The 24,108-nt window shown below is 59.4% G+C and carries 22 protein-coding genes; 7 read left to right on the top strand and 15 right to left on the bottom strand.

All coding sequences use genetic code 11. The features are described 5' to 3' along the window. Positions 1 to 12: 12 nt before the first annotated feature. The 4 genes from HBO41_RS09755 to HBO41_RS09740 all read right to left on the bottom strand — a co-directional run bounded on the left by HBO41_RS09755 (position 13) and on the right by HBO41_RS09740 (position 4,725). The gene (locus HBO41_RS09755; protein ID WP_026013573.1) at positions 13 to 381 is read right to left on the bottom strand and encodes a protease inhibitor Inh/omp19 family protein; all 369 of its coding nucleotides are present in this window, start codon (positions 379 to 381) and stop codon (positions 13 to 15) included. A gap of 49 nt (positions 382 to 430) precedes the next feature. After that, positions 431 to 1,879: a serralysin family metalloprotease gene (locus HBO41_RS09750; protein WP_099549789.1), complete on the bottom strand. Its 1,449-nt coding sequence runs from the start codon at positions 1,877 to 1,879 to the stop codon at positions 431 to 433. 368 nt (positions 1,880 to 2,247) lie between these two features. Then, positions 2,248 to 3,351 (bottom strand): P1 family peptidase, encoded by a 1,104-nt coding sequence (locus tag HBO41_RS09745; RefSeq protein WP_099549790.1) that lies wholly within the window; start codon positions 3,349 to 3,351, stop codon positions 2,248 to 2,250. Positions 3,352 to 3,360: 9 nt separating this feature from the next. Continuing rightward, on the bottom strand, positions 3,361 to 4,725 hold the full coding sequence (locus HBO41_RS09740) for an APC family permease (RefSeq protein ID WP_017135587.1): 1,365 nt from the start codon (positions 4,723 to 4,725) through the stop codon (positions 3,361 to 3,363). Positions 4,726 to 4,925: 200 nt separating this feature from the next. On the opposite strand from HBO41_RS09740, the gene HBO41_RS09735 reads away from it, so the two are divergent. Beyond that, entirely contained in the window at positions 4,926 to 5,711 is a 786-nt protein-coding gene (locus HBO41_RS09735; RefSeq protein ID WP_099549791.1) for a helix-turn-helix transcriptional regulator, read from the top strand. A gap of 129 nt (positions 5,712 to 5,840) precedes the next feature. On the opposite strand, the gene HBO41_RS09730 is transcribed toward HBO41_RS09735, so the two are convergent. From HBO41_RS09730 to HBO41_RS09715, 4 genes are read right to left on the bottom strand one after another with little or no spacing between them, the layout of a single operon-like run. After that, positions 5,841 to 6,920, bottom strand: coding sequence for a polyamine ABC transporter substrate-binding protein (locus HBO41_RS09730; protein WP_138450826.1), 1,080 nt, complete (start codon positions 6,918 to 6,920; stop codon positions 5,841 to 5,843). A 60-nt stretch (positions 6,921 to 6,980) separates the two neighbouring features. Beyond that, positions 6,981 to 7,322 (bottom strand): cupin domain-containing protein, encoded by a 342-nt coding sequence (locus HBO41_RS09725; protein ID WP_099549793.1) that lies wholly within the window; start codon positions 7,320 to 7,322, stop codon positions 6,981 to 6,983. A gap of 26 nt (positions 7,323 to 7,348) precedes the next feature. Beyond that, positions 7,349 to 8,755, bottom strand: coding sequence for an FAD-binding oxidoreductase (locus HBO41_RS09720; protein ID WP_169985968.1), 1,407 nt, complete (start codon positions 8,753 to 8,755; stop codon positions 7,349 to 7,351). Between the two features lie 49 nt (positions 8,756 to 8,804). After that, complete coding sequence (locus HBO41_RS09715) at positions 8,805 to 9,611, bottom strand: AraC family transcriptional regulator (protein ID WP_017135582.1); 807 nt, start codon at positions 9,609 to 9,611, stop codon at positions 8,805 to 8,807. A gap of 256 nt (positions 9,612 to 9,867) precedes the next feature. On the opposite strand from HBO41_RS09715, the gene HBO41_RS09710 reads away from it, so the two are divergent. Then, complete coding sequence (locus HBO41_RS09710) at positions 9,868 to 10,140, top strand: DUF1652 domain-containing protein (RefSeq protein ID WP_026013572.1); 273 nt, start codon at positions 9,868 to 9,870, stop codon at positions 10,138 to 10,140. A gap of 139 nt (positions 10,141 to 10,279) precedes the next feature. Here HBO41_RS09710 and HBO41_RS09705 read toward each other — a convergent pair whose 3' ends face one another. Further along, positions 10,280 to 12,727 (bottom strand): UvrD-helicase domain-containing protein, encoded by a 2,448-nt coding sequence (locus tag HBO41_RS09705; RefSeq protein ID WP_169985966.1) that lies wholly within the window; start codon positions 12,725 to 12,727, stop codon positions 10,280 to 10,282. A gap of 220 nt (positions 12,728 to 12,947) precedes the next feature. Between HBO41_RS09705 and HBO41_RS09700 the strand changes: the two genes are divergently transcribed. Then, positions 12,948 to 13,643 (top strand): pirin family protein, encoded by a 696-nt coding sequence (locus HBO41_RS09700; RefSeq protein ID WP_169985964.1) that lies wholly within the window; start codon positions 12,948 to 12,950, stop codon positions 13,641 to 13,643. 115 nt (positions 13,644 to 13,758) lie between these two features. On the opposite strand, the gene pgm is transcribed toward HBO41_RS09700, so the two are convergent. The 4 genes from pgm to HBO41_RS09680 all read right to left on the bottom strand — a co-directional run bounded on the left by pgm (position 13,759) and on the right by HBO41_RS09680 (position 20,087). Further along, entirely contained in the window at positions 13,759 to 15,405 is a 1,647-nt protein-coding gene (gene pgm / locus HBO41_RS09695) for a phosphoglucomutase (alpha-D-glucose-1,6-bisphosphate-dependent) (protein ID WP_099549798.1), read from the bottom strand. Positions 15,406 to 15,511: 106 nt separating this feature from the next. After that, entirely contained in the window at positions 15,512 to 16,918 is a 1,407-nt protein-coding gene (locus HBO41_RS09690; RefSeq protein WP_169985961.1) for a PLP-dependent aminotransferase family protein, read from the bottom strand. Next, complete coding sequence (locus HBO41_RS09685; RefSeq protein ID WP_099549800.1) at positions 16,915 to 18,345, bottom strand: hypothetical protein; 1,431 nt, start codon at positions 18,343 to 18,345, stop codon at positions 16,915 to 16,917. The genes HBO41_RS09690 and HBO41_RS09685 overlap by 4 nt, the downstream gene beginning before the upstream one ends. 719 nt (positions 18,346 to 19,064) lie before the next feature. Beyond that, positions 19,065 to 20,087: a zinc-dependent alcohol dehydrogenase family protein gene (locus HBO41_RS09680; protein WP_017135574.1), complete on the bottom strand. Its 1,023-nt coding sequence runs from the start codon at positions 20,085 to 20,087 to the stop codon at positions 19,065 to 19,067. A 247-nt stretch (positions 20,088 to 20,334) separates the two neighbouring features. Between HBO41_RS09680 and HBO41_RS09675 the strand changes: the two genes are divergently transcribed. Beyond that, entirely contained in the window at positions 20,335 to 21,249 is a 915-nt protein-coding gene (locus tag HBO41_RS09675; RefSeq protein ID WP_099549801.1) for a LysR family transcriptional regulator, read from the top strand. Between the two features lie 334 nt (positions 21,250 to 21,583). On the opposite strand, the gene HBO41_RS09670 is transcribed toward HBO41_RS09675, so the two are convergent. Together HBO41_RS09670 and HBO41_RS09665 are read right to left on the bottom strand one after the other, a co-directional pair. After that, a complete protein-coding gene (locus HBO41_RS09670) occupies positions 21,584 to 21,709 on the bottom strand; it encodes a hypothetical protein (RefSeq protein WP_256591561.1) in 126 nt (41 codons plus the stop codon). A gap of 206 nt (positions 21,710 to 21,915) precedes the next feature. Continuing rightward, positions 21,916 to 22,416, bottom strand: coding sequence for a hypothetical protein (locus HBO41_RS09665; protein ID WP_169985959.1), 501 nt, complete (start codon positions 22,414 to 22,416; stop codon positions 21,916 to 21,918). A gap of 210 nt (positions 22,417 to 22,626) precedes the next feature. Between HBO41_RS09665 and HBO41_RS09660 the strand changes: the two genes are divergently transcribed. Genes HBO41_RS09660 through HBO41_RS09650 form a run of 3 tightly spaced genes read left to right on the top strand, consistent with a single transcriptional unit; the run spans position 22,627 to position 24,102 of the window. Beyond that, positions 22,627 to 23,265 (top strand): VTT domain-containing protein, encoded by a 639-nt coding sequence (locus tag HBO41_RS09660; RefSeq protein ID WP_320403341.1) that lies wholly within the window; start codon positions 22,627 to 22,629, stop codon positions 23,263 to 23,265. Positions 23,266 to 23,275: 10 nt separating this feature from the next. Further along, positions 23,276 to 23,659 carry a nuclear transport factor 2 family protein gene (locus tag HBO41_RS09655; RefSeq protein ID WP_010656555.1) on the top strand — a complete coding sequence of 128 codons (384 nt, stop codon included), beginning with the start codon at positions 23,276 to 23,278 and terminating at the stop codon, positions 23,657 to 23,659. Between the two features lie 56 nt (positions 23,660 to 23,715). Further along, the gene (locus HBO41_RS09650; RefSeq protein WP_064052537.1) at positions 23,716 to 24,102 is read left to right on the top strand and encodes a nuclear transport factor 2 family protein; all 387 of its coding nucleotides are present in this window, start codon (positions 23,716 to 23,718) and stop codon (positions 24,100 to 24,102) included. Positions 24,103 to 24,108 lie beyond the last annotated feature (6 nt).

Below are 24,108 nucleotides of genomic sequence, written 5' to 3'. Positions count from 1 at the left end.
ATAACTTTTTAATTAAGGTGTTCGTTGCAGCACAACTTCCGGTATTGAAGGCGTGCGCCCTTTGTATTCACCGTCTTTCTCGCGATTCAAATGAATAATCCCGCTGCCCTCTGCATTAAACAGCCAGATACCGTCCGGGGTCGGCGACCAAGTCAGGGGCTTTTCCCTCAGCCATAGCTCGGCGCAGGCGACATCACCGGCCACGGCGTTGGGCTCATCCAACAGGTCAAGTGCACACACCTGGTCCTGTTGCTGCAATTGCCAATGGCCGGCCAATTGCGCGGTGGTGGGTAAAACCAGACTGCTCGCCATGACGTGGGCTCCTGCCGAAACGAACAACACCTGTGAAGCACAGGCGATCAAATGGGAAAAACGCGGCATCTGCTGCTCCATCCTGAGAGCGCGGCGCCGGGGCGCCGCGCGCTTTACATCAGGCTACGATGTCGCTGGAGACTGCCTGGCCGACGGTGGTGACGAGGAAGTCCGCCACGCCGTGCCCGGAGAAGTCCACCGCCAAGGTGCCCAGGTTAGTACCCGAGGCATAGCTCAGTACAGCATCGCCGGCATGCCCGGTGAATGCATTGACGAAGCTCAAGCCTGCACCTTTGGTGATGCCGGACAGGTCGATCTTGTCCGAACCGGAGGTGAAGTCAAAGATCTTGTCCGCCGCACCCGGCTTGGAGTCGGAACTGGCACCGTACACGAAGGTGTCATTGCCGGCGCCGCCCCATAGTTGGTCCGCACCGCCACCGCCGTAGATGATGTCGTTGCCGGCACCGCCTTTGATGATGTTGGCGGCGTTGTTGCCGATGATCAGGTCATTGCCCGAACCGCCGAACGCGTTCTCGATGGTAACGCCCTTGGCGATGGACACGTTGCCCACCAGGCCGCCAACGTCGGAGAACGAGGCCTCATTGAGGTTGATCTTCTGGTTTTGGGTGAAACCGGAGAAGTCCAGGGTGTCGTTGCCGCCACCGTCCCATACCGAGAACACCAGCTTGTCGGCATTGGACGTGGCGCTGAGGAAGTCACGCCCGGTGTTGGAGTTGAAACCGTAGGTGGTGTCGCCGGCGCGGGTGGCGTAGTTGGCGCCGTAGAGCTTCTGGATCGCGGCAATGTCGTCGATCAGCGGGCCGGACGAATAGGCTTCGACCCCGCCTTTACTGAAGTTCTGGTTGGTGTTGCTCTCGCTCCAGTAACTCATGACGCTGTAGCCACGCGTGTCCTGTCCATAGTCCGCGTCTTTGTACGAAGGGTTGCCGGTCCCGGCGTTGTAGTCGCCAGGGTGATCGAGGCCCAGGGTGTGCCCGATTTCGTGGGTCAGGGTCTGCCGGCCATAGTTGTTCAGGTCCGGGGTCTTGTTCGGTGTGTAACTGTTGTTGGTCAGGTACCAGGAAGTACCGTCCAGCCCGCTCTCGTTGTACTTGGCATTGGTGCCAGGCAGGTAAGCGAAGGCCGCTGCGCCATCCTGGCCGCTGCTGTAGTTGCCAAAGGTCATGTGGAAGTCACCGCCCGAGGATTTCTCGGTGAAGGTGACGTTGGCCACATCCGCCCAGGATTGCATGGCCAATGCGGCCTGTGCTTTCTGCTGGGTGTTGAACTGGCTGAACCCGGAGATGCCATGTTTGTTCATGGTGGCCGAGGAAGCCGAGGTCAGGAAGGTGTAGGTGAGGTCGATCTTGCCGTTGCCATCAATGTCCCGATACGCAGCATTCTCGCGCAACAGGTGGTCGGCGGCCTGGTCCACTGTGAACGAGGGCTTTCCATTGACCGTGAGGTTACCGCCACGGTCATACAGATGGCTGAAGCTATCGATTTGCGAGTAAGCAGTGCTGGCTTGCGCGGCAGATACAATAGCTTTGTCTTTTACTTTTGACATAAACGTACTTCCTTGTTTGCAAGTGCATCAGTCTTTGTTCGATAGGAACCTCGCGGGCGAGGATCGTCCTATCACTCGCCTCTTTTGAAGGCGTATCGAAACTGACACAACTTGAAATCTTTCGTCTACAAATATTTCCGCAACAAAAATGTGACGTAGATTCAACTTAAGGAAGTCGCACACAGCGTTTGCTGGGGGTAATTGCGCTAGCGCCGCAAATCGCCGCCGACTGTTATTTAAATATTAAATAGCGGTAAAGCCGCTCTTGCTGAGCGGCCCTCTTTAATAATGGATCCAATATATTGACACGGTGTCATAGTTCAATATTAAAGAGCCATCACCCGCATTATTAAAGTGCGTGCCCCCCATTACCGGGACAGACTCCAGCCGCACTTGTTTAACGCGCCGATTAATACTTCGTCGGCAAGTCCGGGCACCGTGATGCCGTCTTCCGTCGTCATGTCCTCGCCCGCCAGGATCGCGTTGATAATCGCCTCCTCCACCGCCTCTGCGGCGGCACTGAACAAGGGCGAAATATGGTCGTTGTTGACCATGCGCAATACGCTGCTGAGTGCCAGGTCCTTGCGCCCGTAATCTGCCGGTGGCAGGCCGTGATTGCCGGTGGCGAAGGCCAGGAACAGGTCGCCACTGGAATCCTCGGTACCGCCACCCGTGCGCGCGATACCGATGGAGGCGCGTTGCGCCAGGCGCTGGCATTGATGGGGCAGCAACGGCGCGTCGGTGGCGATGATCACCACGATCGAACCCATGCCCGGCGTGCCGCGCTCGGCGAAGGGTGATGGAATGTCCATCAACTGGCGCCCGACCGGGTAGCCATCCACGCGCAGCTCCTGGCGCTTGCCATGGTTGGCCTGCACCAGCACGCCGACGGTCCAACCGCCCTGCTCCTCTGGCACACGCCGGGATGCGGTGCCGATGCCGCCCTTGAACTCATGGCAGATCATGCCGGTGCCCCCGCCGACTGCGCCCTCTTGCACCGGGCCGCCCTCGGCCGCGTCCAGCGCCTGGCGCACATGTTCAGGCTTGACGTGCTGGCCCCAGATATCGTTGAGCAGGCCGTCGTAGGTTTCCATCACCACCGGCATGCACCAGTACACCGCCGGGTCCGCCAGGCGCTCGCGCTCCAGGGCGATCAGGCTGTCACGTACAATCCCGATGCTGTGGGTGTTGGTGATAGCGATGGGTGTGGTCAGCAGCCCCGCTTCGCTGATCCACTCAAGGCCGGTGGCGTCGCCATTGCCGTTGAGCACGTGGTAGCCGGCGAAACACGGTTGCTGTCGCGCCTCCCCGGCGCGCGGCTGGATCACGCTGACGCCGGTGCGCACCTGCTTGCCGTCGATGCTGGTCTTGAGCGTGGCGTGCCCCACCCGGACACCGGGAACATCGGTGATGGCATTCAATTTGCCGGGCGTGCCCAGCCCCAACGTAATGCCCAGTTGACGTGCTCGCATACCCACTCCTTACAATTTCTGAAACGCCGGACTCGTCCGGCCAGTGATGCAATACAAAATCACCGACAAGGCCAGCAAGCCGATGATGATCATGATGTCGCGCACCGACGCCGCGGCGATCAGGGTCACCAGCAGGTAACCGGCGCCCAGTACCGCCAGCACTGCCGGCAGCGGCCATAACGGCATGCGATAAGGGTGCTCGCGATCACGCAGCAGCACCCGGCTCATCAGCGCGCTCAACGCCACCACCAGGTACACCAGGATGATCAGCAATACACTGAAGGACGTCAGGTCCGCCAGGTTCGAGCTGAAACTCAACAGCGCCGAAGGCACCGCCAGGAACAGCGTCGCCAGCCATGGGGAATCCCAGCGCGGGTGAATACGCGTGAACAGCGCGTTGATGCGCGGCGTCCACAGCGCATCGCGGCCGCTGCTGAACACCACTCGACCAATCTGGATGACGATGGCGACAATCGCGTTGAACACCGACAGGAAGATCCCGGCACTGACCAGGCGTGACAGGGTTTCATTGCCGTGGCTGGTCAGCAGATAGCCAATCGGGTCAGGGCTGCTGATCATCGCGCTCAGCGACGGCGCGCCGATCAGCAGTGCCGTGATCGGCACCAGCTCGATCACCACCACCAACCCCAGCGACCACAGCACCGCTTTGTGCACGCCTTTGCCACCGCACTTCATGTCTTCGGCCAGCAATACCGCAGGACCATACCCATTGAACGAGAACAGGCCGATGCCGACGGCGCCAATCACCAATGCCCAGGGCGCCAGGTGCAGCACGCCGTTTTCGACGATCTGCGGCTGGAACAGCACGCTGGCGGGCTGCACGGGATTACCAAAGCCGATAAACACGATCACCAGCAACGCCGCCACTTCCAACAGCAGGCAGGTGCCGGTAATCCAGGCATTGAGCTTGATATTGAGGATGCCCAGGGCGTAGCTGCACACCACGATCACCAGGGCGACGGTTTGCGAGTCGAATTTTGTGCCCAGGGCGTTATTCAGGTACGTCGCGGCCCCTGTGGCCAAGACCGGCGGGATAAACAACAGCATCACCAGCACCGTCAGAAACGTCGCATAACCGGCCATGCCGCCAAACACTCGCTTGGCATACACATATTCACCACCGGCGCTGTTATGGGCGCGACCGAGTTCGGCGTAACAGAAGGCGAACATCAGCGCGAGCAAGGCCGCCATCACAAACGCCATGAACACACCACTGCCCGCCTGCTGGATGGCAAACGGCGCAATCACGAATACGGAGCTGGCCGGCGTGACCGCCGAAACCGTGATGGCCACCACATCGAAAACACTCAGCGTTGGCTTGAGCACGCCGTCTGGCGCGGGGGAAGCACTCATATCGTTATCCTCTGTCGTTATTTTTGGTAGGAGGCAGAAACGAAAAAAGTCGGGCGGTTGCGAGATATGTTTCTCGCTGGATGACGGCAAAGTAAACGCTGTGTTTATGCGGGCCAATTCCCCTATTGGCGTACTCCCCTTGACGATACTCGGCAAAAGCCGAACCCTTGGCTGATCTATTGAGGGCTGGAGCCGTGTTTATGAGCCTGTTCAGAGAGGTCGGCATGCACGCAGGCCTGGGCCGCACCGTCGCACACCTGGGCACCGAGCACTTCTGGAAGCAGTTGGTGCTGTTGCTGCACCAATGCCTGCCGTTCGATAACGCCCTGGCGATTTTTTACCCCCTCGATGGCCCGCCCGTGGCCCTGGAAGAATACGACGCCCAGCCCAGCAGTAAACCGGCCTCGATGCTGGTGTACCTCAATGGCCTGTACCTGATCGACCCGTTTTACCAGGCTTACCGCGAAGGTTATGCCAGCGGCGTGTATCGCCTGGAGGAAGTGGCACCGGACCATTTTCGCCAGAGTGAATACTTCCTCAACTACTTCCACGACAACGTGTTGGAAGACGAGGTGCAATTCATTCTGCAGTTACCGGGTACAGGCACGCTGTCTTTGTCGCTGGGCATGCAGCGACGCTTCAACTTTGAAGAGACCGGGTTGATGACCACACTGGCGGCCTGGGTGCTGCCGTTGATGCAGCAGCACTGGCAGCAAAGCACCCAGCGTGCGCCGGCGATGGACACGCAGATTCGCGATGCGCTGAGCCATTTTGGCAGCGGTGTACTGTCGGAGCGCGAGCTGGAAGTGGCGCGCCTGGTGCTGCGTGGGTTCTCATCCAAGGCCATGGCCGAGCGTTTGAAAATCTCGCCGGACACGGTCAAGGTGCATCGGCGGCACCTGTACGCAAAGCTGGATATTTCGTCGCAGCCGGAGCTGTTTTCGTTGTTTATCCAGTCGTTGGGGCATGATCTGGAAAACCCCTGAAAACCGGCATTGCACAGTCAAAATGTGGGAGCGGGCTTGCCCGCGATAGCGGTGTGTCAGTCACCCACTAGCCGACGGACAGGTCGCAATCGCAGGCAAGCCAGCTCCCACAGGGGCTCGGTGTAACCCCTAGCGTCCGGTACGAATGGTGTTCCACACCCGCGTGCGAATCCGGTCGATGTTCAGCGGCATTGCTTCCAGGGCAAACAACTTGCCCATCATTTCCGGGCTTGGGTACACCTTGGTGTCGGCCTTGATTGCAGGGTCTACCAGGCTGTCAGCCGCCGCGTTGCCGTTGGCGTAGTGCACGTAGTTGGTGATGCTGGCCATCACCTCCGGGCGCAGCAGGTAGTTCATGAACGCGTAACCGGCTTTTTCGTTCGGGGCATCGGCGGGCATGGCGACCATGTCGAACCAGATCGCGGCGCCTTCCTTGGGAATGTTGTAGCCGATATTCACACCGTTCCTGGCTTCCTTGGCGCGGCTCTCGGCCTGCAGGATGTCGCCGGAGAAGCCGACAGCCACGCAGATGTCGCCATTGGCCAGGTCGGCGGTGTACTTCGAGGAATGGAAGTAGGCCACATACGGACGCACTTTCATCAACAGGCCTTCAGCCTTTTTGTAGTCCTCGGCCTTCTTGCTGTGGGGCGGCAGGCCCAGGTAATTAAGCGCCGCCGGCAGCAGTTCCGGGCCGTTGTCGAGAATCGCCACGCCACATTTTTGCAGCTTGGCCATGTTCTCGGGTTTGAAGATCAAGTCCCAGGAATCCACCGGCGCGTTGTCGCCGAGCACCGCCTTGACCTTGTCGATGTTGTAGCCGATGCCGGTGCTGCCCCACAGGTACGGGAAACCATGCTCGTTGCCCGGGTCGTTGTTTTGCAGAGCCTTGAGCAGCACCGGGTTGAGGTTTTTCCAGTTGGGCAGCTGGCTCTTGTCGAGTTTTTTAAGGGCGCCGCCCTGGATCTGCCGAGCCATGAAGTGGTTGGACGGAAACACCACGTCATAGCCGGATTTGCCGGTCATCAACTTGCCGTCGAGGGTTTCGTTGCTGTCGTATACGTCGTAGGTAAAACCGATGCCGGTTTCTTTCTGGAAGTTCTTGGTGGTGTCCGGCGCGATGTAGTCCGACCAGTTGTAGATCTTCACCGTCTCGGCGGCCTGACTGATAGAGGCCACCAACATCAAGGGCAACAGGGCAATGGCTTTCATGGTTCGATTTCCTGGCGGTTTTAGGGCTGTTTTTATGGCAGGCGATCAAGGATCAAAGCGTTACAGAATCAACACGTAGGTCTTGCGCACGGTCTCGTGGATGTCCCAGATACCGGTGCTGTTGGCCGGCAACATCAGTGCATCGCCGGCGTGTAGGTGAACGACTTCACCGTTGTCGGGGGTGAAGGTGCAGCGGCCCTGGATAAAGTGGCAAAACTCCTGGGATTTGATCTGCCGACGCCAGCGGCCTGGGGTGCATTCCCAAATGCCGGTTTCGACGCCATCGTTGCGCTCAACGCTTAAGGTCGAGGCTACGGCGATAGGCTCGCCCAAGGGCACGGCCACCGGTGACGAGTCCGGCAGGTGGGCGTTCAGCGTGTCTTTGAAGTGAGTGATGCTCATGGGTTTTCCCGTGTGAGTGAAACGGCCTAATGCATGAAACCTTCCATGAACCCGGCCACGCCGGTCGCCAATTTGCGCCGCCACGGCGCACTGTTGGGGTTGGCCAGCACCTGGTCTTCATGGACAAAACTGCGAATGATCGCGTTGTAACCCAGCCAGCGGCAGGGTTCGGGCTCCCAGGCCTTGAGCGCGTCCAGGCCACGCTCGCGAATCACCCAGGGCTGGGTGGTCAGCGGCGTATCGAGGCCCAGAATCATGTCGGCCAGGGTGCGGCCTCCGAGGTTGGTGGCACCTACGCCCTCCCCGCCATAACCACCGGACAGCGCGATGCCGGTGGTGTGATCGCAGAGCATGTGCGGCCGGAAGTTGCGCGACATGCCGAGGTTGCCGCCCCAGGAGTGGGTAATCCTGACGTGTTTGAGCTGTGGGAAGAGTTCGCTGAACAGGTAGCGGCGCAGCTCCACTTCGTCGGTGGTCAGGTCGAAGTTGTGGCGCAGCTTGCCGGCGAACTGATAGCCGCCACGGGCGCCGAATATCAGGCGGTCATCCGCCGAACGCTGGCCGTAGGTGACCTGGCGGCTGCTTTCGCCAAAAGCCTGGCCTCGGCTCAAGCCAATTTCATCCCAGGTGCTGGCCGGCAACGGCTCAGTGGCGACAATCAGGCTTTGCACCGGTAACTGATAGCGCCCCAGCGGCGGCAACGTGGTGGCGTAGCCCTCAACCGCCGGCACTACCCACGCGGCGCGCACGCTGGCATTGGCCGTGCGCATGCTGCCTGACTGCCAATGGGTGACCGGGCTGTTTTCATAGATCGTCACGCCCATGCTCTCCACCACCCGCGCCAGGCCGCGTACCAGTTTGGCGGGGTTGATGGTTGCGACATGGGGCGCATAGATACCGCCATACGGCTTGGCGATGCGGATTTGCTCGGCCAGCTGTTGCGGGCTCAGCCAGCGGTAGTCCGCTTCGGTGAGGCCCTGGGCGTGGAGCGTGTCCAGGTAACGGCGCAGGCTGCCTTCCTGCTCCGGGTAACGCGCCGCGCAGTACAGCACGCCGCCTTTGCGGTAGTCGCAGTCGATGCCTTCACGGGACAGCACCCGGGCGACCTCGTCGGGGATGCCATGCAACAGGTCAAACGAGGCGCGCCGTTGTTGCGCTGACAGGCCGGCCAGCAGGCGGTCTTCGCCCAACAGGTTGCCCATCAGCCAGCCGCCATTGCGGCCAGACGCACCGAAGCCTGCTGTCTGCGCTTCGATAATCGCAATCTTCAGCTCCGGGGCCTGGCGCTTGAGGTAGTAGGCGGTCCACAACCCGGTGTAGCCGGCGCCGATAATCGCCACATTGACGTCCAGGTCGTGCGCAAGGGACGGCCGCGCCACCAGCGGGTCGTCCAACTGGTCCATCCATAAACTGATGTTGCGCCATGCCGGCATGCCAAGCTCCCCAACCTCATTTCGATAGGCTGGATCCTAGAGCGCGGCGTTATGGGCTGTCTTGCGCGCGTGCACGCAGAGAAATTTGTTTGACGTAGGCCTTGGGCGATTGCCCGGTGTGCTGGCGGAACGCGCTGTAGAACGCCGACAGCGAATTAAAACCGGCGGCAAAGGCCAGGTCATCGACCTTTATCGGCGGCACAGCCTTGTCCAGCGCAGCCAGCAGGTGTTGGAGCCGGGCCTGGTTGACGTAACGGTAGAAGCTCTGCCCCAGCACCTGGTTAAGCAGGTAGGAAATCTGGTTGCGGCTGTAGCCACACTCATTGGCCACACGTTGCAGGTCCAGCTCCGGGTCGAGATAGGGTTGCTTGAGTTCGAAGTACTGCTGCAGATCTTTGGCCATATGCCCCAATTGTTGGGGCGACAGGCCCAGGCGGCTGACTGTCGGGCGCAGGGTTTGGGTCGGCTGCTCATGCACCAGGGAGGCGTACTCGTTGACGCGCCAGATCAACCCATCGCGCACGGTAATCGCCTCACTGGTGCGAAATGACACCAGGCCCTGGCCGCCGCGCAGCGTAATGCGGTACTGGATAAACGCGGTATCGCCGTCGGCGCGAATACGGTCGATGTGCTCAATCGCCTCGTCGGCGCCACGCGGCATGCTGGCTTGCAGGTACTCGCGCAACTCGGCCTGACCCACCACGCGGTTTTGGAAAAAGTCGTGGTACTGAATGTCGGGGTGGTAGTAGGACATCACGCCATCCAGGTCGCGATGGCGCCAGCACAGGTGATGGCGCAACACCAGATCGCCGGTGGCTTGGGTTTGTTCGTACTCTTCACTCAAGACGGGCTGCATGGAAGGCTCTGCGGCGGGAATGCCGGGGAGATTGCCGAATTTGCCGGCGGCATTCAATGGTCAATTGGAACTTCTGACTAATGGCCTTTTGCCTGGTTTTGAGTAAGAAATGATCCACGTCATATGATCGCTAAAGAACTGCCGAACGGCCCCTAAAAAGTCACCGCGCGCTTGCGAACGAATGCTATTTTGAAGGTCTTGATGCCACGACCAGTGAAGGCCATGGCCCCCTGCCGCGAGCTAAAGGAAGCGCTCAATGAACAAGGTGGGCAACATGAACAAAGTGACATTTCCCAACGCCTGCCAGCTGATGCGCTGGCATTTTCATCCGATGGGCTTCGAGGGGAGTATGGACGCCCCCGGCAGTATGGTTGCGCGCCTGTTCGACCGGGCCAGCGGCGAGACGTTGATCGCGATTGCCGGCATTCCTTGCGCCACGGTGATGAATGCGGCCGATGTGGAGCGCATCATCGAAGCGGTGGAGGATGAGCTGGAGTGTTTTGTGCCGCCGCTGTCGTTGCGGGCGTGAACCCGATTTAACAGGTAAATCTTAACCAATATGGGAGCGGGCTTGCCCGCGATGGCGGAGTGTCAGTTTGCAAAGTTGCCAACTGATCTACTGCTATCGCGGGCAAGCCCGCCCACACATTGGGTACTGTGTTTAGCTGCTAGCTGCGTCGGTCATCAAAAAACGCCTTGCGCCCATCAACCCGCTCCGAAGCCCTTGGCACGTTCACGCCCTGGCCTTCCGGCTTCTCCACATACCAATAGCAATGGCTCACCGCCCGGGTAATCCCGACATACGCCAGGCGCAGCACTTCGTCTTTCTGCGCGCTGTCGTAGGGCTCGCTGTCGCCGTCCTTGCCCAGGCCCGCCATGCGGTAAACCTGGTTTTTGTAAGGCGAGCTGGTGACGTGCTGGCAATCCCCGAGCAGGAATACCGCGTCTGCTTGCAGGCCCTTGGCACTGTGATAAGTCAGCTGTTTGAGTCGGCGATCCTGTGGATTCAAGCTAGAATCCACATTAACTACAGACTGAATATGCTCTTTTATCAATAACTTATCGCTACTTTTTCGATAAAGCATTAGCACTGTATTACCGCGCTGATAGTGCTCCAGCAACTGCCGCCCCAGTGCGGCGTCGTCCCGTTCCAGCACCACGACGGGCACCAAAGCCTTGGGCTCGCCACTGGCCTTGGCCTTCTTGCCGGGGATCGCCGGGGCTGCGCGCACCACATGTTCGGCGGCGTCGATGATGTGCTGGTGGCTGCGGTAGTTCTCGCTGAGCATCACGCGGGTGGTGCTGGGTGACGGGAATTCCTGGTTGAACGCCATGAAGTACTTGGGTGAACTGCCGCGCCAGCCGTAGATCGACTGCCAGTCATCACCCACGCACAGCAACGACGAGCGTTGCGCCCCGCGCCCTACGTGCATCGCCGGGCCACGGCTGCGAATCTCGCGCAGGCTGGCGCGGATCCACGAGACGATCTGCGGCGATACGTCCTGGAACTCGTCGATCATCAGGTGCGACATCGGCCGTAGCAGTGAATCGCTGAGCAGCTTGAGGTTCTCCGGGGTGTTCTCACCGAACAGCGAAAACATGCGGTTATAGGTCATGATCGGCGGCGATTGATCGAGCAAATGATCTTCCAGCGCCTTCCAGAAAATGCTCAAGGCTTCAAAGTAGCCCCGGTCCGGGTCGTCCTTGGCGAAGCTCATTTGGCCCACAGCCGTTGGCACATCCAACCCGAGATTCTCGATAAACCCGGCCGCCATCACGAAACTGTCCAACAGCGGCGCCGAGGCCAGCTCGCCCTTGACCTTGTAATCAAATCCAGGCCCGGCGCTGGCATCGCCCGCCAGGCTGCTTAAAAGGCGCTTTGATGATTCGTAGTTATCGATCCATATCAATGGCTTGCGACAGAAAGCTTGAAACAAGGTGCGCTTTACCGCCCACTCAGCGCGCACTGAAAGCTTTGAATTCGGCCGGCTGATCTGAGCGTTTTCCCGCGGATCAAAACCCAGTACTACCCAGGCATCCAGTTCCGGGATGTAGCCGTGGCAGTGGAATAGCGCACCATTGATTTCGAAAGTCTGGCGACTGGGCTCTATGCCTTTGATCGGCCAGGCGCCGGCGCGAAACCACAGGTCCTCGATCACGTCACAAAGTTCTTCATCGCGCTTGGCTGCCAACTCGGTGACGGCGATGCGTTTCTGCACGTCGGGGTGGTCGCGCTCCAGTTCCTTGAGTTGCAGGCCATGACGGGCCAGTGGTGCGATCAGCTCGCGAAAGCGCGCATGGCGGCCATGCAGCCGGTGATAACAAGTGTTCATCTGTTGGCGCTGGGCGTCGCTGATACGCAGGTCGAAGGGGTTGCTGTCGGCATCGTCGAAACCGCTGCTGAGGTTTTCAAACGCTTGCAGCCGCTCGAAGCCCGGCAGGCTGCGCACCATCGGCAGAATGCGCGAATGAAAGGTACGCACCACGGCCTGGGCTTCTTTGAAACCAAGGGGCTGGCCCCACAGGCCGAGAATTTCCATGAGCTTATTGATGAAGTCTTTGCGCGATTCGCGGGTGAAGGTCACCACGGTCATCGAACTCAGCTCAAAGCCCAGATAGTGGTTAAGCAAGAGGATGCGCAGCACCAGCGAGGTGGACTTACCCGCCCCGGCACCGGCAATCACTGAGGTCGAGGGGGTGTCACTGAAGATCATCTTCCATTGCGCGGCACTGGGCTGGGCGTGGGCCGGTAGCAGACGTGCTACGTCAGCCTTCATGCGCTTCTTCACGTCGGCCGTGAGTGGCAAGCGCCAATCGTCGAACAAGCTGTCATCCACCCCCGGTGCGCGGTGCTCGTCGGGGCGAAAGTCGCGGATCAGCAACACCTGCCGACCTTCCTCGAGGCCGTCGGCCTTGCCTTCGCGATAGCCATATTCCACGCCGGCTTCGTGCCCGCTGCGAAAGCCGTCCGCCTGGCCGTGCAGCCAGGAAAACCGATGCTGGGCACGCAAACGCGTCAGGCCATGGCCAAACAAACGGGCGGCGAGCCGTTTCAGCAGGGGCATTTCTGCCAGGGGACGCAGTTCGGGGGGCAGATCGGGGGTTTGTTGCGGCACGCGGACTCCAGCGATGAGGTTGGTTCTGGCGAAGGTGCCATGGTCGCCGGAATCGGCGCGCAGTTCCAGCCAATTGCTTTGTTGTCATGCAGTTAGGCGATGAAGTAAAAGTCAAAACGCCAGCAATCAATCGAATAAACAGATTGGAATCCGGCATTTTTTACGCTTTTTATCGATCATGTACTGCTGGATGATAGCCACCATCCACAGGAGACCCATCATGCTTGAACTTCGACCTTTCACTACCCTGGGCGGCGCCCATCATGGCTGGCTCGACGCCCATCATCACTTTTCCTTCGCCGAGTACCACGACCCCAAGCGCATGCACTGGGGCAACCTGCGGGTGTGGAACGACGACATCATTGCGCCCGGCACGGGCTTCCCGCAGCACCCGCATCGCGACATGGAAATCATCACCTATGTGCGTGAAGGTGCCATCAGCCATGCCGACAACCTTGGCAATAAAGGCCGCACCGAAGCGGGCGACGTACAGGTCATGAGTGCCGGCACCGGGATTGCCCACAGCGAATACAACCTGGAAGCCATGCCCGCCAAGATTTTCCAGATCTGGATCATCCCGAATGAAGCCGGGCTGCCGCCATCATGGGGTGCCAAGCCGTTTCCCAAGGGCAATCGCGAGGGTTTTGTGACCCTGGCCAGCGGCAAGGCCGGTGACACTGAAAGCTTGCGCATTCGGGCGGACGCACGCCTGGTAGCGGCTAACCTGAAAGCTGGGGAAAGCGCCGAATATCGGCTGGACAGCGGGCGTCGGGCGTATCTGGTGCCGGCGACGGGGGTGATTGAAGTCAATGGCCTGCGTGCGCAAGCGCGAGATGGGGTGGCGGTTGAAGATGAGCAGGTGTTGCGGGTAACCGCGGTTGAAGACAGTGAAATCGTCCTGGTAGACCTGGCCTGACCTACAGACTGAACCCAATCAACTGTGGCAGCTGGCTTGCCTGCGATGCGCACAACTCGGTACATCAGGTACACAGAGTTGATGCAGTCGCAGGCAAGCCAGCTCCCACATTGCGTCAGTTAGAACTGATGGCGCCGTCTACCAGCACCTGCGCCTCTTCCACCAACTGCTTGAGGTGGTCTTCACCCACAAAGCTTTCAGCGTAGATCTTGTAGATGTCCTCGGTGCCCGATGGCCGTGCGGCGAACCAGCCGTTTTTGGTCATCACTTTCAAGCCGCCGATTGCCTGGTTATTACCCGGCGCGTGGCTGAGGATCTGCTCGATGCTCTCCCCGGCCAGTTGCGTGGAGGTGACCTGCGCAGGCGACAGCTTGCCCAGCAACGCTTTCTGCGCCGGGGTCGCCTTGGCGTCGACACGAATCGCGAACGGCTCGCCCAGCGCGTCAGTCAGGCCACGGTAGATCTGGCTTGGGTCCTGGCCTTTGCGCGAGGTCATTTCGGCGGCCAGCAAGGCCGGGATCAGACCATCTTTGTCGGTGCTCCACACCGTGCCGTCCTTGCGCAGGAACGACGCGCCGGCGCTTTCTTCGCCGCCAAAGCCCAGTGAGCCTTCGAACAGGCCATCGGCAAACCACTTGAAGCCCACTGGCACCTCAAACAGGCGACGGCCGATACGCGCCGCAACCCGATCAATCAAGCCACTGCTGACCACGGTCTTGCCCACCGCAGCATCGGCGCGCCACTGCGCACGGTTCTGGAACAGGTAATCAATCGACACGGCGAGGTAGTTGTTCGGTGCCAGCAGGCCACCCGAGGGCGTAACGATGCCGTGGCGGTCGTGGTCCGGGTCACAGGCGAAGGCGACGTCGAAACGGTCCTTGAGGCCGATCAAGCCTTGCATCGCATAGCTGGAGGACGGGTCCATGCGGATCTGGCCGTCCCAGTCGACGCTCATGAAGCGGAAAGTCGAGTCGACCTCGGTGTTCACCACGTCCAGGTTCAAACGGTAGTGCTCGGCAATCGCCGACCAGTAGCGCACCCCTGCTCCGCCCAACGGATCCACGCCCAGGCGCAGGTCGGCGCTGCGGATGGCGTCCATATCGATCACATTGACCAGGTCGGCCACATAGCTGTTGAGGTAGTCATGGCGATGGGTGGTGTCGGCCTTGAGTGCCTGGGCGTGGGTAATGCGTTTAACCCCGGCCAGTTTGTTGGCCAGCAGCTCGTTGGCCTTGGCTTCGATCCACTTGGTAACGTGGGTATCGGCCGGGCCGCCATTGGGCGGGTTGTACTTGTAACCGCCACTTTGTGGCGGGTTGTGCGACGGCGTAATCACGATGCCGTCTGCCAGGCCGCTGGTACGGCCACGGTTGTAGCAAATGATGGCGTGGGAAATGGCCGGGGTCGGCGTGTATTCATCACCTTCAGCCAGCATCACGTGCACGCCGTTGGCGGCCAGCACTTCCAGGGCACTCGCGCCCGCTGGAGTCGACAGTGCGTGGGTGTCCAGGCCGACGAACAAGGGACCATTGATGCCCTGGGCTTCACGGTACAGGCAAATAGCCTGGCTGATAGCAAGTACGTGCCATTCGTTGAAACTCAGCTCGAACGAGCTGCCACGGTGCCCGGAAGTACCAAAGGCCACGCGCTGGGTGGAGATCGCTGCATCAGGCTGGCCGGTGTAATAGGCCGTGACCAGTCGCGGGATATCCACCAGCAACTGAGCTGGCGCCGGCTTGCCCGCAAAAGGACTGATTGTCATGCATAAACCTCGAGAAAGAAGGATTCGGAAAAAATGACAGTTTACTGAGAGTTGGACTACTGCGCGACGGTATTGATCCTACAAGACACAGAGAAATTTCATGCATCTAGCTGATCTGTGCATCACGCAGCGCCTCGCCCACCAAGGCCAGGGCAATGTCCAGGTTGGGCTGCCCATGGAAGGTGCTGCTCAACCGCAGATGCTGGTGATGCAGGCCGCACAGGCTGAACAACTCACCGGGCGCCACAACTACCTGACGGGCCAGCAAGGCGTGGAAAGCCTTGCGCATGTCCACCGCCCGGGAGGCGCCCAACCAAAAGGTGGCCCCGCCCGCCGGCATTCGGTAAGTCACTTGATCACCCAGGTGCCGACCCACAAGTTCGCCCATTTCGCGCGCCTGCTCACGCAGCAGAAGGCGTAAGTGGTGCAAGTGCTGGTCGATCTTGCCGCTGTGGTACAGGCGCGCAATCGCGCGCTGGCGAATTGAGGATAGCCGGAACGAGCGCAGCAGGAACTGGCGCTGCAACTCACCGCTTAAGTGCCGCGACAATGCGTAGCCAAACGGCGCCTCTGGCCCGAGTATTTTCTCGAAAGAGGCAAACACCACCAACCGCTCAGGGTTGACCAGATCGCGCAGGGCAACCGCTGCCGGCTTGAATCCCAGTTCGCCGCAGGTATCGTTTTCCAATAGCCAGCAATCGTACCGATCGAGCAGTTGCGCCACCTCCAGGCGGTCTTGGGGCTGCAAGGCAAAGGCTGACGGCAAGCTGATCGACGACGACAGCACGACCAATTGCACTGATTCGTGACGCAGCATCCCTTCAAGCAATGCCAGTTCCAGGCGGCCATCCTCGCCCCAGGGCAGTTCAAGGACACGTACCCCGGCATCCTGCAGCAGGCGCAGGATCGACCACTCGCAGGGTGACTCGACCACCACCGAGGCACCGCGCAAGCCCAATACCTCGATAAGGATGTCGAGCACACCGCGCAAGTCCGCGCCGATGTACACGTCATCAGCATGCCAGCAGCGGGTGGGTGATGAGGTGTAGCGAGCCGCCAGTGCGGCTCTTAGTTCCCACACCCCGCAGGGCTGTGACCAAGGCTGCAGATGCCCAGGATACTGGCGCACCAACTCGCGCTCCAGGCGCAGCAAGGTGCCGTCCAATGATGCCAGCAAGGCCGGTTCATCGCCGCTGAGCACTGTCATGCCCGGGCGCCGGGACGCCACATAGAGACGCTCGAGCAGATCCCCGCTGGGACACGCCACGGGTCCACCGGCGAGCGGCCAGGCGTAGTACCCCGACTTGGCCACCGAATACACCCTGCCCTCCTTTTCCAGCAACGAATACGCATATTGAATGGTGGAGATCGACACGTTGAGTCGCTGGGATAACTGGCGCAACGACGGCAGCTTTACGCGCGTATCCGTGCTCACCTCGTTAATCAGGCTGATCATGTAGCGGTAGACGGCCTGATAAGCAAAGTCAGCCTGCCGTGCGCCCCGCAGCGTCATCGCCCAGACAGCTGAAAGGCCATGCCATCACGGGCTTGAGACCTTTGCACAGGCGCGCTGCGGGCACCGCCGAGGGCCAGGTTCATCGGCCGCTTGCGGTACAGATGCTGGAGCAAAGGCAACGGCAACCCACTGGCATCGGCGACCCATTGCTGCAGCATCTCGGCTGCCGGTTTACCCTGCAATACCTTGTGCAACTCGGGCAACGCCACCAGCATGCCAGGGTGGCACTGACGCAAATAGCCTTCCAGCCGTTCGCCATGATGAATGAAAGGCGAAAACAGCAGGCAGACCAACTGGTTCTCGTCCAGACCGAAAAATTGTTGGGCAAGGCTGCTCGACAACGCACGCTCCCCGCGATTGGCGACCTGGTTCACCAGCTCTTCGGGCACCTGCCGACGCCGCAGGTAATTGCGCGCCTGCCCGAGGAACTCCTCCACGCCCTCCTCGTAATGCAACTCGCGCAGGCATTCGGCCTGCAGGCCGCGCAAGTGCGCCATCAACGGTGGGTTGGCAAAGCTTGGGTGGCTAAAGTGAAAGCCCAACGGATCTGGCGTGTAAGCCATGAAGTCGATGAGCAACGGCGCAGTCGCGCGGTCGATGCCTTCGAGCAAGTCGGCAATGCCGATATAGGCCAGGTGGCGATACCCGCCTGGGCTGACGTCAGCTTTGGGCACATAGTGCTCGCCGTACAGGTCACGGTAGAAGTCGCCGCTCCACTCATCCATGCGCGTGAACAACCCGCCAAGCGACGTCGGTATACCCTTGGCAGCCTTGACGCTTTTGGCCTGGGCGGCTTTTTTCAGCCAGGCCAGCAGCTGGCTCTGTTTGCGCGCGGAATCGCCGCTGACCAGCGCGTGCACGCCACCGTTCCAGGCGGTGACACGCTGATAAAAGTCCCCCAGTGCCAGGTAGGCATCGTTACACAGCGTGGCGCGAACATCGCCGGAGGTCAGGTGCCCCACCATCAACATGTTGCGCTGGTGAGCTTCACAGCCACGGCTGGAGGCCGGACGCTGATGGTTGAAGGGCAACACCTGTTCGTTTTCGACCATCAACAACTCGACCCGCTCGTCATCATGGAAAAACAGCCGGCTATAACCGCGATGAATCGCGTCGAGGGTTTCTTGCGTCATACCCGCGTGGCGTAACGTTGCCACCCGTAACTGGAAGGTCCTGGGCGCACGTGCGGCAATACTCAACTGTGCGGCACGCAGTAGCGCCAAGGTGTAGCTGCTGACTTCGCCACCGCCATGGGCCACCAGCACTTTGTAATCGCCTACTTGTTCCATGCCGCCGGCGGCCACGACAATACGCTGAATCAACAATTGAAGTGCGGTGCGCTCCGCGCGTGTGAAATACCCAACCAAGCGTTGTTGAACTTGCTGGTAAACATAATTCATGGCCTGCTCGTGAATAGCGCTCATAGTTCTACTACCTGAGTTGAAATATCAGTTCAAAACAACTACCGAGCGTAGTTGTCCGATCTATTGCATGTGTAAGAACGTTGCCTGCGGCGCAGTGTGTGCGACAGATAAACACTAGCACCCGGTAACAAATCGATAAGGACCGCGCACGGGCTCCTTGCACGACAGCGCAGGAGTCGAATGGCCGTACCACAAGCATCCCAGCGATTTGCGGCAGCGCTCCTAGGAATATTCAGACAAGCTCCTACAGCTCTTTAACCTCGAATTTAAAGATCCATCTGACAAATAAAACTTGTCAATTTTCAATCTCCGGTCATGCATCGATCGGAACCAGTCCTTGGCGTGCCGATCACCTCGCGTCCTGATAGCAATGGCGTCACGCGTAGTTGCAGGAAGTACCTGCTGATGAATCAGACAATCATTCATTACTCAGTCCTTGAGTTGAAAGTGAAGTACCAATTATCAGGGCTGAAATAATGATTAACAGATACAGAAGCTGGCCGAAAACCAGTTCAGATAGTTGCCGGGCCAAATACGCAGGGCGCAGACACAACAACGCCGCGCTGAATTTCAGGGCGGCGGCGGGAAAAAGGGCATCGTTTGCGGGACCGGACGGCCGTTGCGCGTTTCAGACAACGCGCGGATTCAACCCTTTCAAATGGCGCATTTGCCCCATGCGCCGAGGGTTTGTAAAACTCATTTACGAATCTTCCTACACCTCAAACAGCCTCAACCTGCAACGCAACGCGCTCGCGGCACGGGCATTCGTCCATGTAACGGTGTGCTTCTACAAACTGGTTGAACGCAAACACGGTGGTTTTCAGCGGCACCAGCACGCGATCGGCCGTCAGTTGGTTGATGTCACGCAAGGCGCGTTGCAAGGCAACGTGGTCCTGAATGATGCCCAACTCCGGCTTACCGGTGAAGTTACCGATACAGTGCACAAAGAACTGGATGTTCTTCTGGAACGCTGCACAGGCCGGGAATGGCGTCTGATTGCCGCCTTGCAAACCGTAGAGCACCAGGCTGCCACGGGGCGCCAGCACATCACCGAGCAATGACATCTGCGGGCCGCCCAAGCCATCGAACACCACATCCACGCCGCGGTTATCGGTGAACTTGTTGATTTGCATCAGCAGGTCCTGCTCTTCGGTGACAATGACCTTCTCGGCCCCCAGCGACAGCAGGTATTCACGCTCGGCGCTGTCCTTGGTGGCGGCGATCACGCGTACGCCCAGCGCCTTGCCCAGTTGTACGAACGAAGGGCCAGCACAGTGGCTGGCGTCAGTCACCAGGGCAAATTGGCCGGGTTTGACCCGCGCCAGGTCCATATAGGCAAAGTAGGCGATCAACAGCGGCGTGTAATGCACGCTGGCTTCAATCGGGCTCAGCACATCCGGATAACGGGTCAGCGCCGAACGCGGCAGCACGATTTGCTCGCCATACACGGGGTAATCATTGGGGCTCTCGGCCGGAAAACTGGCCACCTTATCGCCCACCGCCAAGTCATCTACGCCCTCACCGAGGGCCACCACCACCCCGGCCATCTCATGGCCAAGGCCGGACGGCAGACGTGCATGGGAAGACGCCAGGTTCTGGCGCCACAGAATGTCATACCAGCTGATGCCAATCGCTTCGACACGCACCTGCACTTCGCCCGGTGCGGGCTGCGCGGCTGCATGCTCTTCGCATTTGAGCACCTCGGCCGGACCAAACTTGTGAAAACGGATCGTGCGGGACATCGCAAACCTCGTCAAAGTAACCTCTAATGCCATGAACTCTATCTGGGCTTTCCAGGTAAGGCCACCGGTCGCCATTAATAGTCGACATGTCTGTCATTGATTCCGCAACTGAGGCATTTGCCTCAAGTATCGTAGGAAAACTCAATTATCCGGTGCAGAGTACCAGCCTTTCCCCGTAAGATTCATGCCGGTCATTGTTTACATGTGGCCGCTCACGTCAAGTTAGCTGACTCTTCCAGGACACAAGATGAACCGTAACGACCTGCGTCGTGTCGACCTTAACCTCTTGATCGTATTCGAAACCTTGATGCATGAGCGCAGTGTGACCCGCGCTGCCGAGAAATTGTTCCTTGGCCAGCCGGCCATCAGCGCGGCGTTGTCGCGTCTGCGTGGGCTGTTCGATGACCCGCTGTTTGTACGTACCGGGCGCAGCATGGAGCCGACGGCACGTGCCGTGGAAATCTTCGCCCTGCTCTCCCCGGCCCTGGACTCGATCTCCACCGCGGTGAGCCGCGCCGCCGAGTTCGACCCCGCCACCAGCACCGCCGTGTTCCGTATCGGCCTGTCCGACGACGTTGAATTCGCCTTGCTGCCGCAACTGCTCAAACGCCTGCGCGCCGAGGCGCCTGGCATCGTGCTGGTGGTGCGCCGCGTCAACTACATCCTGATGCCGGGCCTGCTGGCCTCCGGGGAAATTTCCATCGGCGTCAGCTACACCGCCGACCTGCCGGCCAACGCCAAGCGCAAAGTGCTGCGCCGCAGCCTGCCAAAACTGCTGCGCGCCGACAGCGTGCCCGGCTCCCTGAGCCTGGACGACTTCTGCGCCCGCCCTCACGCCCTCGTGTCCTTCGCAGGCGACCTGAGCGGGTTTATTGATGAAGAGCTGGAAAAACTCGATCGCAAACGCCACGTGGTATTGGCCGTGCCGCAATTCAACGGGCTGGGCACACTGCTGGCCGGCACCGACATCCTCGCCACCGTGCCGGATTACGCCGCCGAAGCACTGACCTCCGCGGGCGGTTTGCGCGCCGAAGACCCACCGTTGCCGGTGCGCACGTTTGAGCTGCACATGGCGTGGCGTGGGTCGCAGGATAATGACCCGGGGGAGCGGTGGTTGAGGTCGCGGATTCAGATGTTTTTTGGCGACCCTGAGAGTCTTTAGGCGTTGTCTGGCAGGCTGTTCGGCTGATCATTTTTGCGTTTCCACCAACCATGGAGCTCCATTCACTTCCGGTGGATTGCTAAATTGGGGGCACATCTGATGGCATGCATTGGATGCTTCGAAAAGGATGCCCCCAGCCTAAGGCCAAACAGGCTATTGATAAGGGCAGTTCCGATCGGAGTCTCTGCAAATCGATAGACCGGCCTGAGGCTTTCAACATATCTGTGGGAATCCTGAGAGTTTTTTGAAAAACAGGAAGCACCTGTGATCTGCCCTACCCTGATTATCACAAGACGTGGCGAGATCACCATAGGTGAGTCAAGTAGCCGCTCCGCTATTGGTCCTGCGCGATTCCCCCCGCACTCTGTGCCGACAACACAATCGCCAGCACCATCAACACCGCTCCTGTCAACATCCGATATGACGGCGCTCCATGGAACCACCACCACGCGTAGGCCATGGCGTAGACCGGCTCCAGTGAGATGATTATCCCGGCGCTGCGCGCGTTGACGCCCTTTAAGCATCAGCCCAGAGACGAAGTACACGATGAGTTTCTTGCGGTTGAAGCCCCGCAGCAAAGCCCGTCTTGCAAAAGGGTAAACACCTCCAGGATTAACTGGGCAAACTCCGCGTGGCCGAAGGTGATCATATTGACACTGGCGTGAATCAGCGGCCCAGGTTGGGGTGATTGAGTCGCTCACAAATGCGCAGGGCGTCGTCGTGCTTTTCGCTCCAGTGCAACAAATGCGAGTAGATCAGGATGCCTATATTGCTCTGCTGTGCGATAGACAAGGCTTCGGCCAACAAGCGCACCACAGGCTCATCGCCCACTGGGTCCGAACGCGCGAAATCCCCCGCGGTTTTAATCGCCAATTCGACGGTGGAGCGTGGCGGTGCCACTTTCAGCATCTGATAAATGCCCGCGTTCTGCTCCGCCTCTGCGCCAAGGCGCAGGTTGAGCACCACATAGATGCCCGCTACCTCAATGTCGTGACGCTCCTTAACGCTGTTCAATTGCTGGACAGCTGCCCAGTTGCGTCCATCGCAGATTGAAAGATAGGTGGCGTAATAACCCACCGCCTTAGTCATCTCGCACCTGTCCTCAAAACTGTAGGTGCCCATGGAGCTGTAGAAACAGGTGTCCTGTGCGTAAAACCTTGGCGTCATGGTGTTCTCCCGCAGGGCATCAGGCATTGGTTGCAAAGCACCGTCGAACGCCCACTTCGCCCCCACCAACACCGAAAGCAAATGTCTTGACACTAACTGTAGTGATCACTATAAAATACACGCAATATGTAGCGATCGCTAATTAAATGGCTTTCAGTGATGCGCTGGACGGGAAGCATTCCCACAAACTGAATGAATCGGGTAGGCAACGTGATAGACCTGGCCGTACACAGCGTCGCCCAGTGGACCGAGATTATTCGCTCGCTCGCAGTCGTCGGGATTGCGCTGTATGCCGCGATATTTGTGGTGGGCACTGTCGCCTTCGTACCCGCCTCGATGCTCACGGCGCTCGCCGGTTTTTTGTACGGCCCGATGGGGGGAACGCTGCTCATCTCGCCCGCTGGCTTGCTGTCTGCAGCGGTCGCGTTTGCCTTGGGCAGATCGCTTCTGCGCCCTTGGGTCAAACGACGCCTGGCGAACAGCCCCACATCAGCGGCGGTCGACCACGCAATCGAGTCAGGAGGTTTTCGAATTGTTTTTCTCTTACGCCTAGCGTCCATCGTGCCGTTCGCTCCGCTGAGCTATGGACTCGGAACCAGCCGAATCGCCCGTCGAGATTTCCTCCTGGCGACTTGGATCGGCCTGCTTCCTGGAACATTTCTGTATGCGTACTTGGGCTCTCTGGCGGCTGACGTCGCACAGATAATCAGTGGCGAGATAACGACCAATCGATCGACTCAAATGATGACTTGGACGGGTCTGGTCGTTGCATTGATCGCCTTACTGACCGTCGCCAGATATGCACGCAAAGCGATCAACCAAGCCCTTCTTCAACCCTCTTCAAACTAGGAGTTACACCATGAGCAACCCAACTTACGTCGAAGACTACAACGCCATCGTCACGGTGCTGAACCACTACAACGAAGGTGGCAAGCAAGCCAAAAGCAGCCTCATGAAACCAGCCTTCAGCGAGCAGGCCACCATCTTTGGTGTAGATGGCGAAGGCAAGCTGACCGGAGGCCCGATCCAGGGTCTGTTCGACATCATCGACAGCGCCTTCCGTCCCTCACCAGAAGCCAAAGGCGCCATCGTCAACGTCGATATCGTAGGCACCGCTGCCAGCGCACGTATCGATACCAATGACATCTCCGGCTTCTGCTTCACCGATTTCTTCAACTTGCTGAAGGTTGACGGAAAGTGGACCGTCATCAGCAAGATCTACCACACCCACGTTGCTCCTTAACCCAGCCGTTTGAACCGCGCCCTGTTGGCGCCAAAACCATGCAAAGGGGTTTGACCATGAGCAAAAACATCAAAGCTGTACCCACCCAGGACTACAACGCCGTTGTCGCCGTGGCCCAGCAATACGCTGACGGCCTGCGTGCCGGCAGCCCGGAAGTGCTGGAGCAGGCCTTCCACAAGGAAGCGGTGATGTACGGCTTCACCAACGGCAAACTGTTGGGCGGCCCGATCAGCAACCTGTTCGACTTCGTCCGCACTAATGGCAAGGCCCCGGATATCAGCACTCGCCTGGACGTGCTGGCGATCACCCCAACCACCGCCGTGGTACGTGTGGACATGGAAAAGGACGCGATCGGTGCCGACTACAACGATTACCTGACACTGATCAAAATCGACGGCACCTGGAAGGTGATCGCCAAGGTTTATCACCAGTTTGAAGGCTGACCCGAG

The sequence above is a fragment of the Pseudomonas sp. WS 5146 genome, from assembly GCF_012985495.1.
Lineage (GTDB): Bacteria > Pseudomonadota > Gammaproteobacteria > Pseudomonadales > Pseudomonadaceae > Aquipseudomonas > Aquipseudomonas edaphica.
This window is presented reverse-complemented; position numbering and strand designations above follow the sequence as displayed.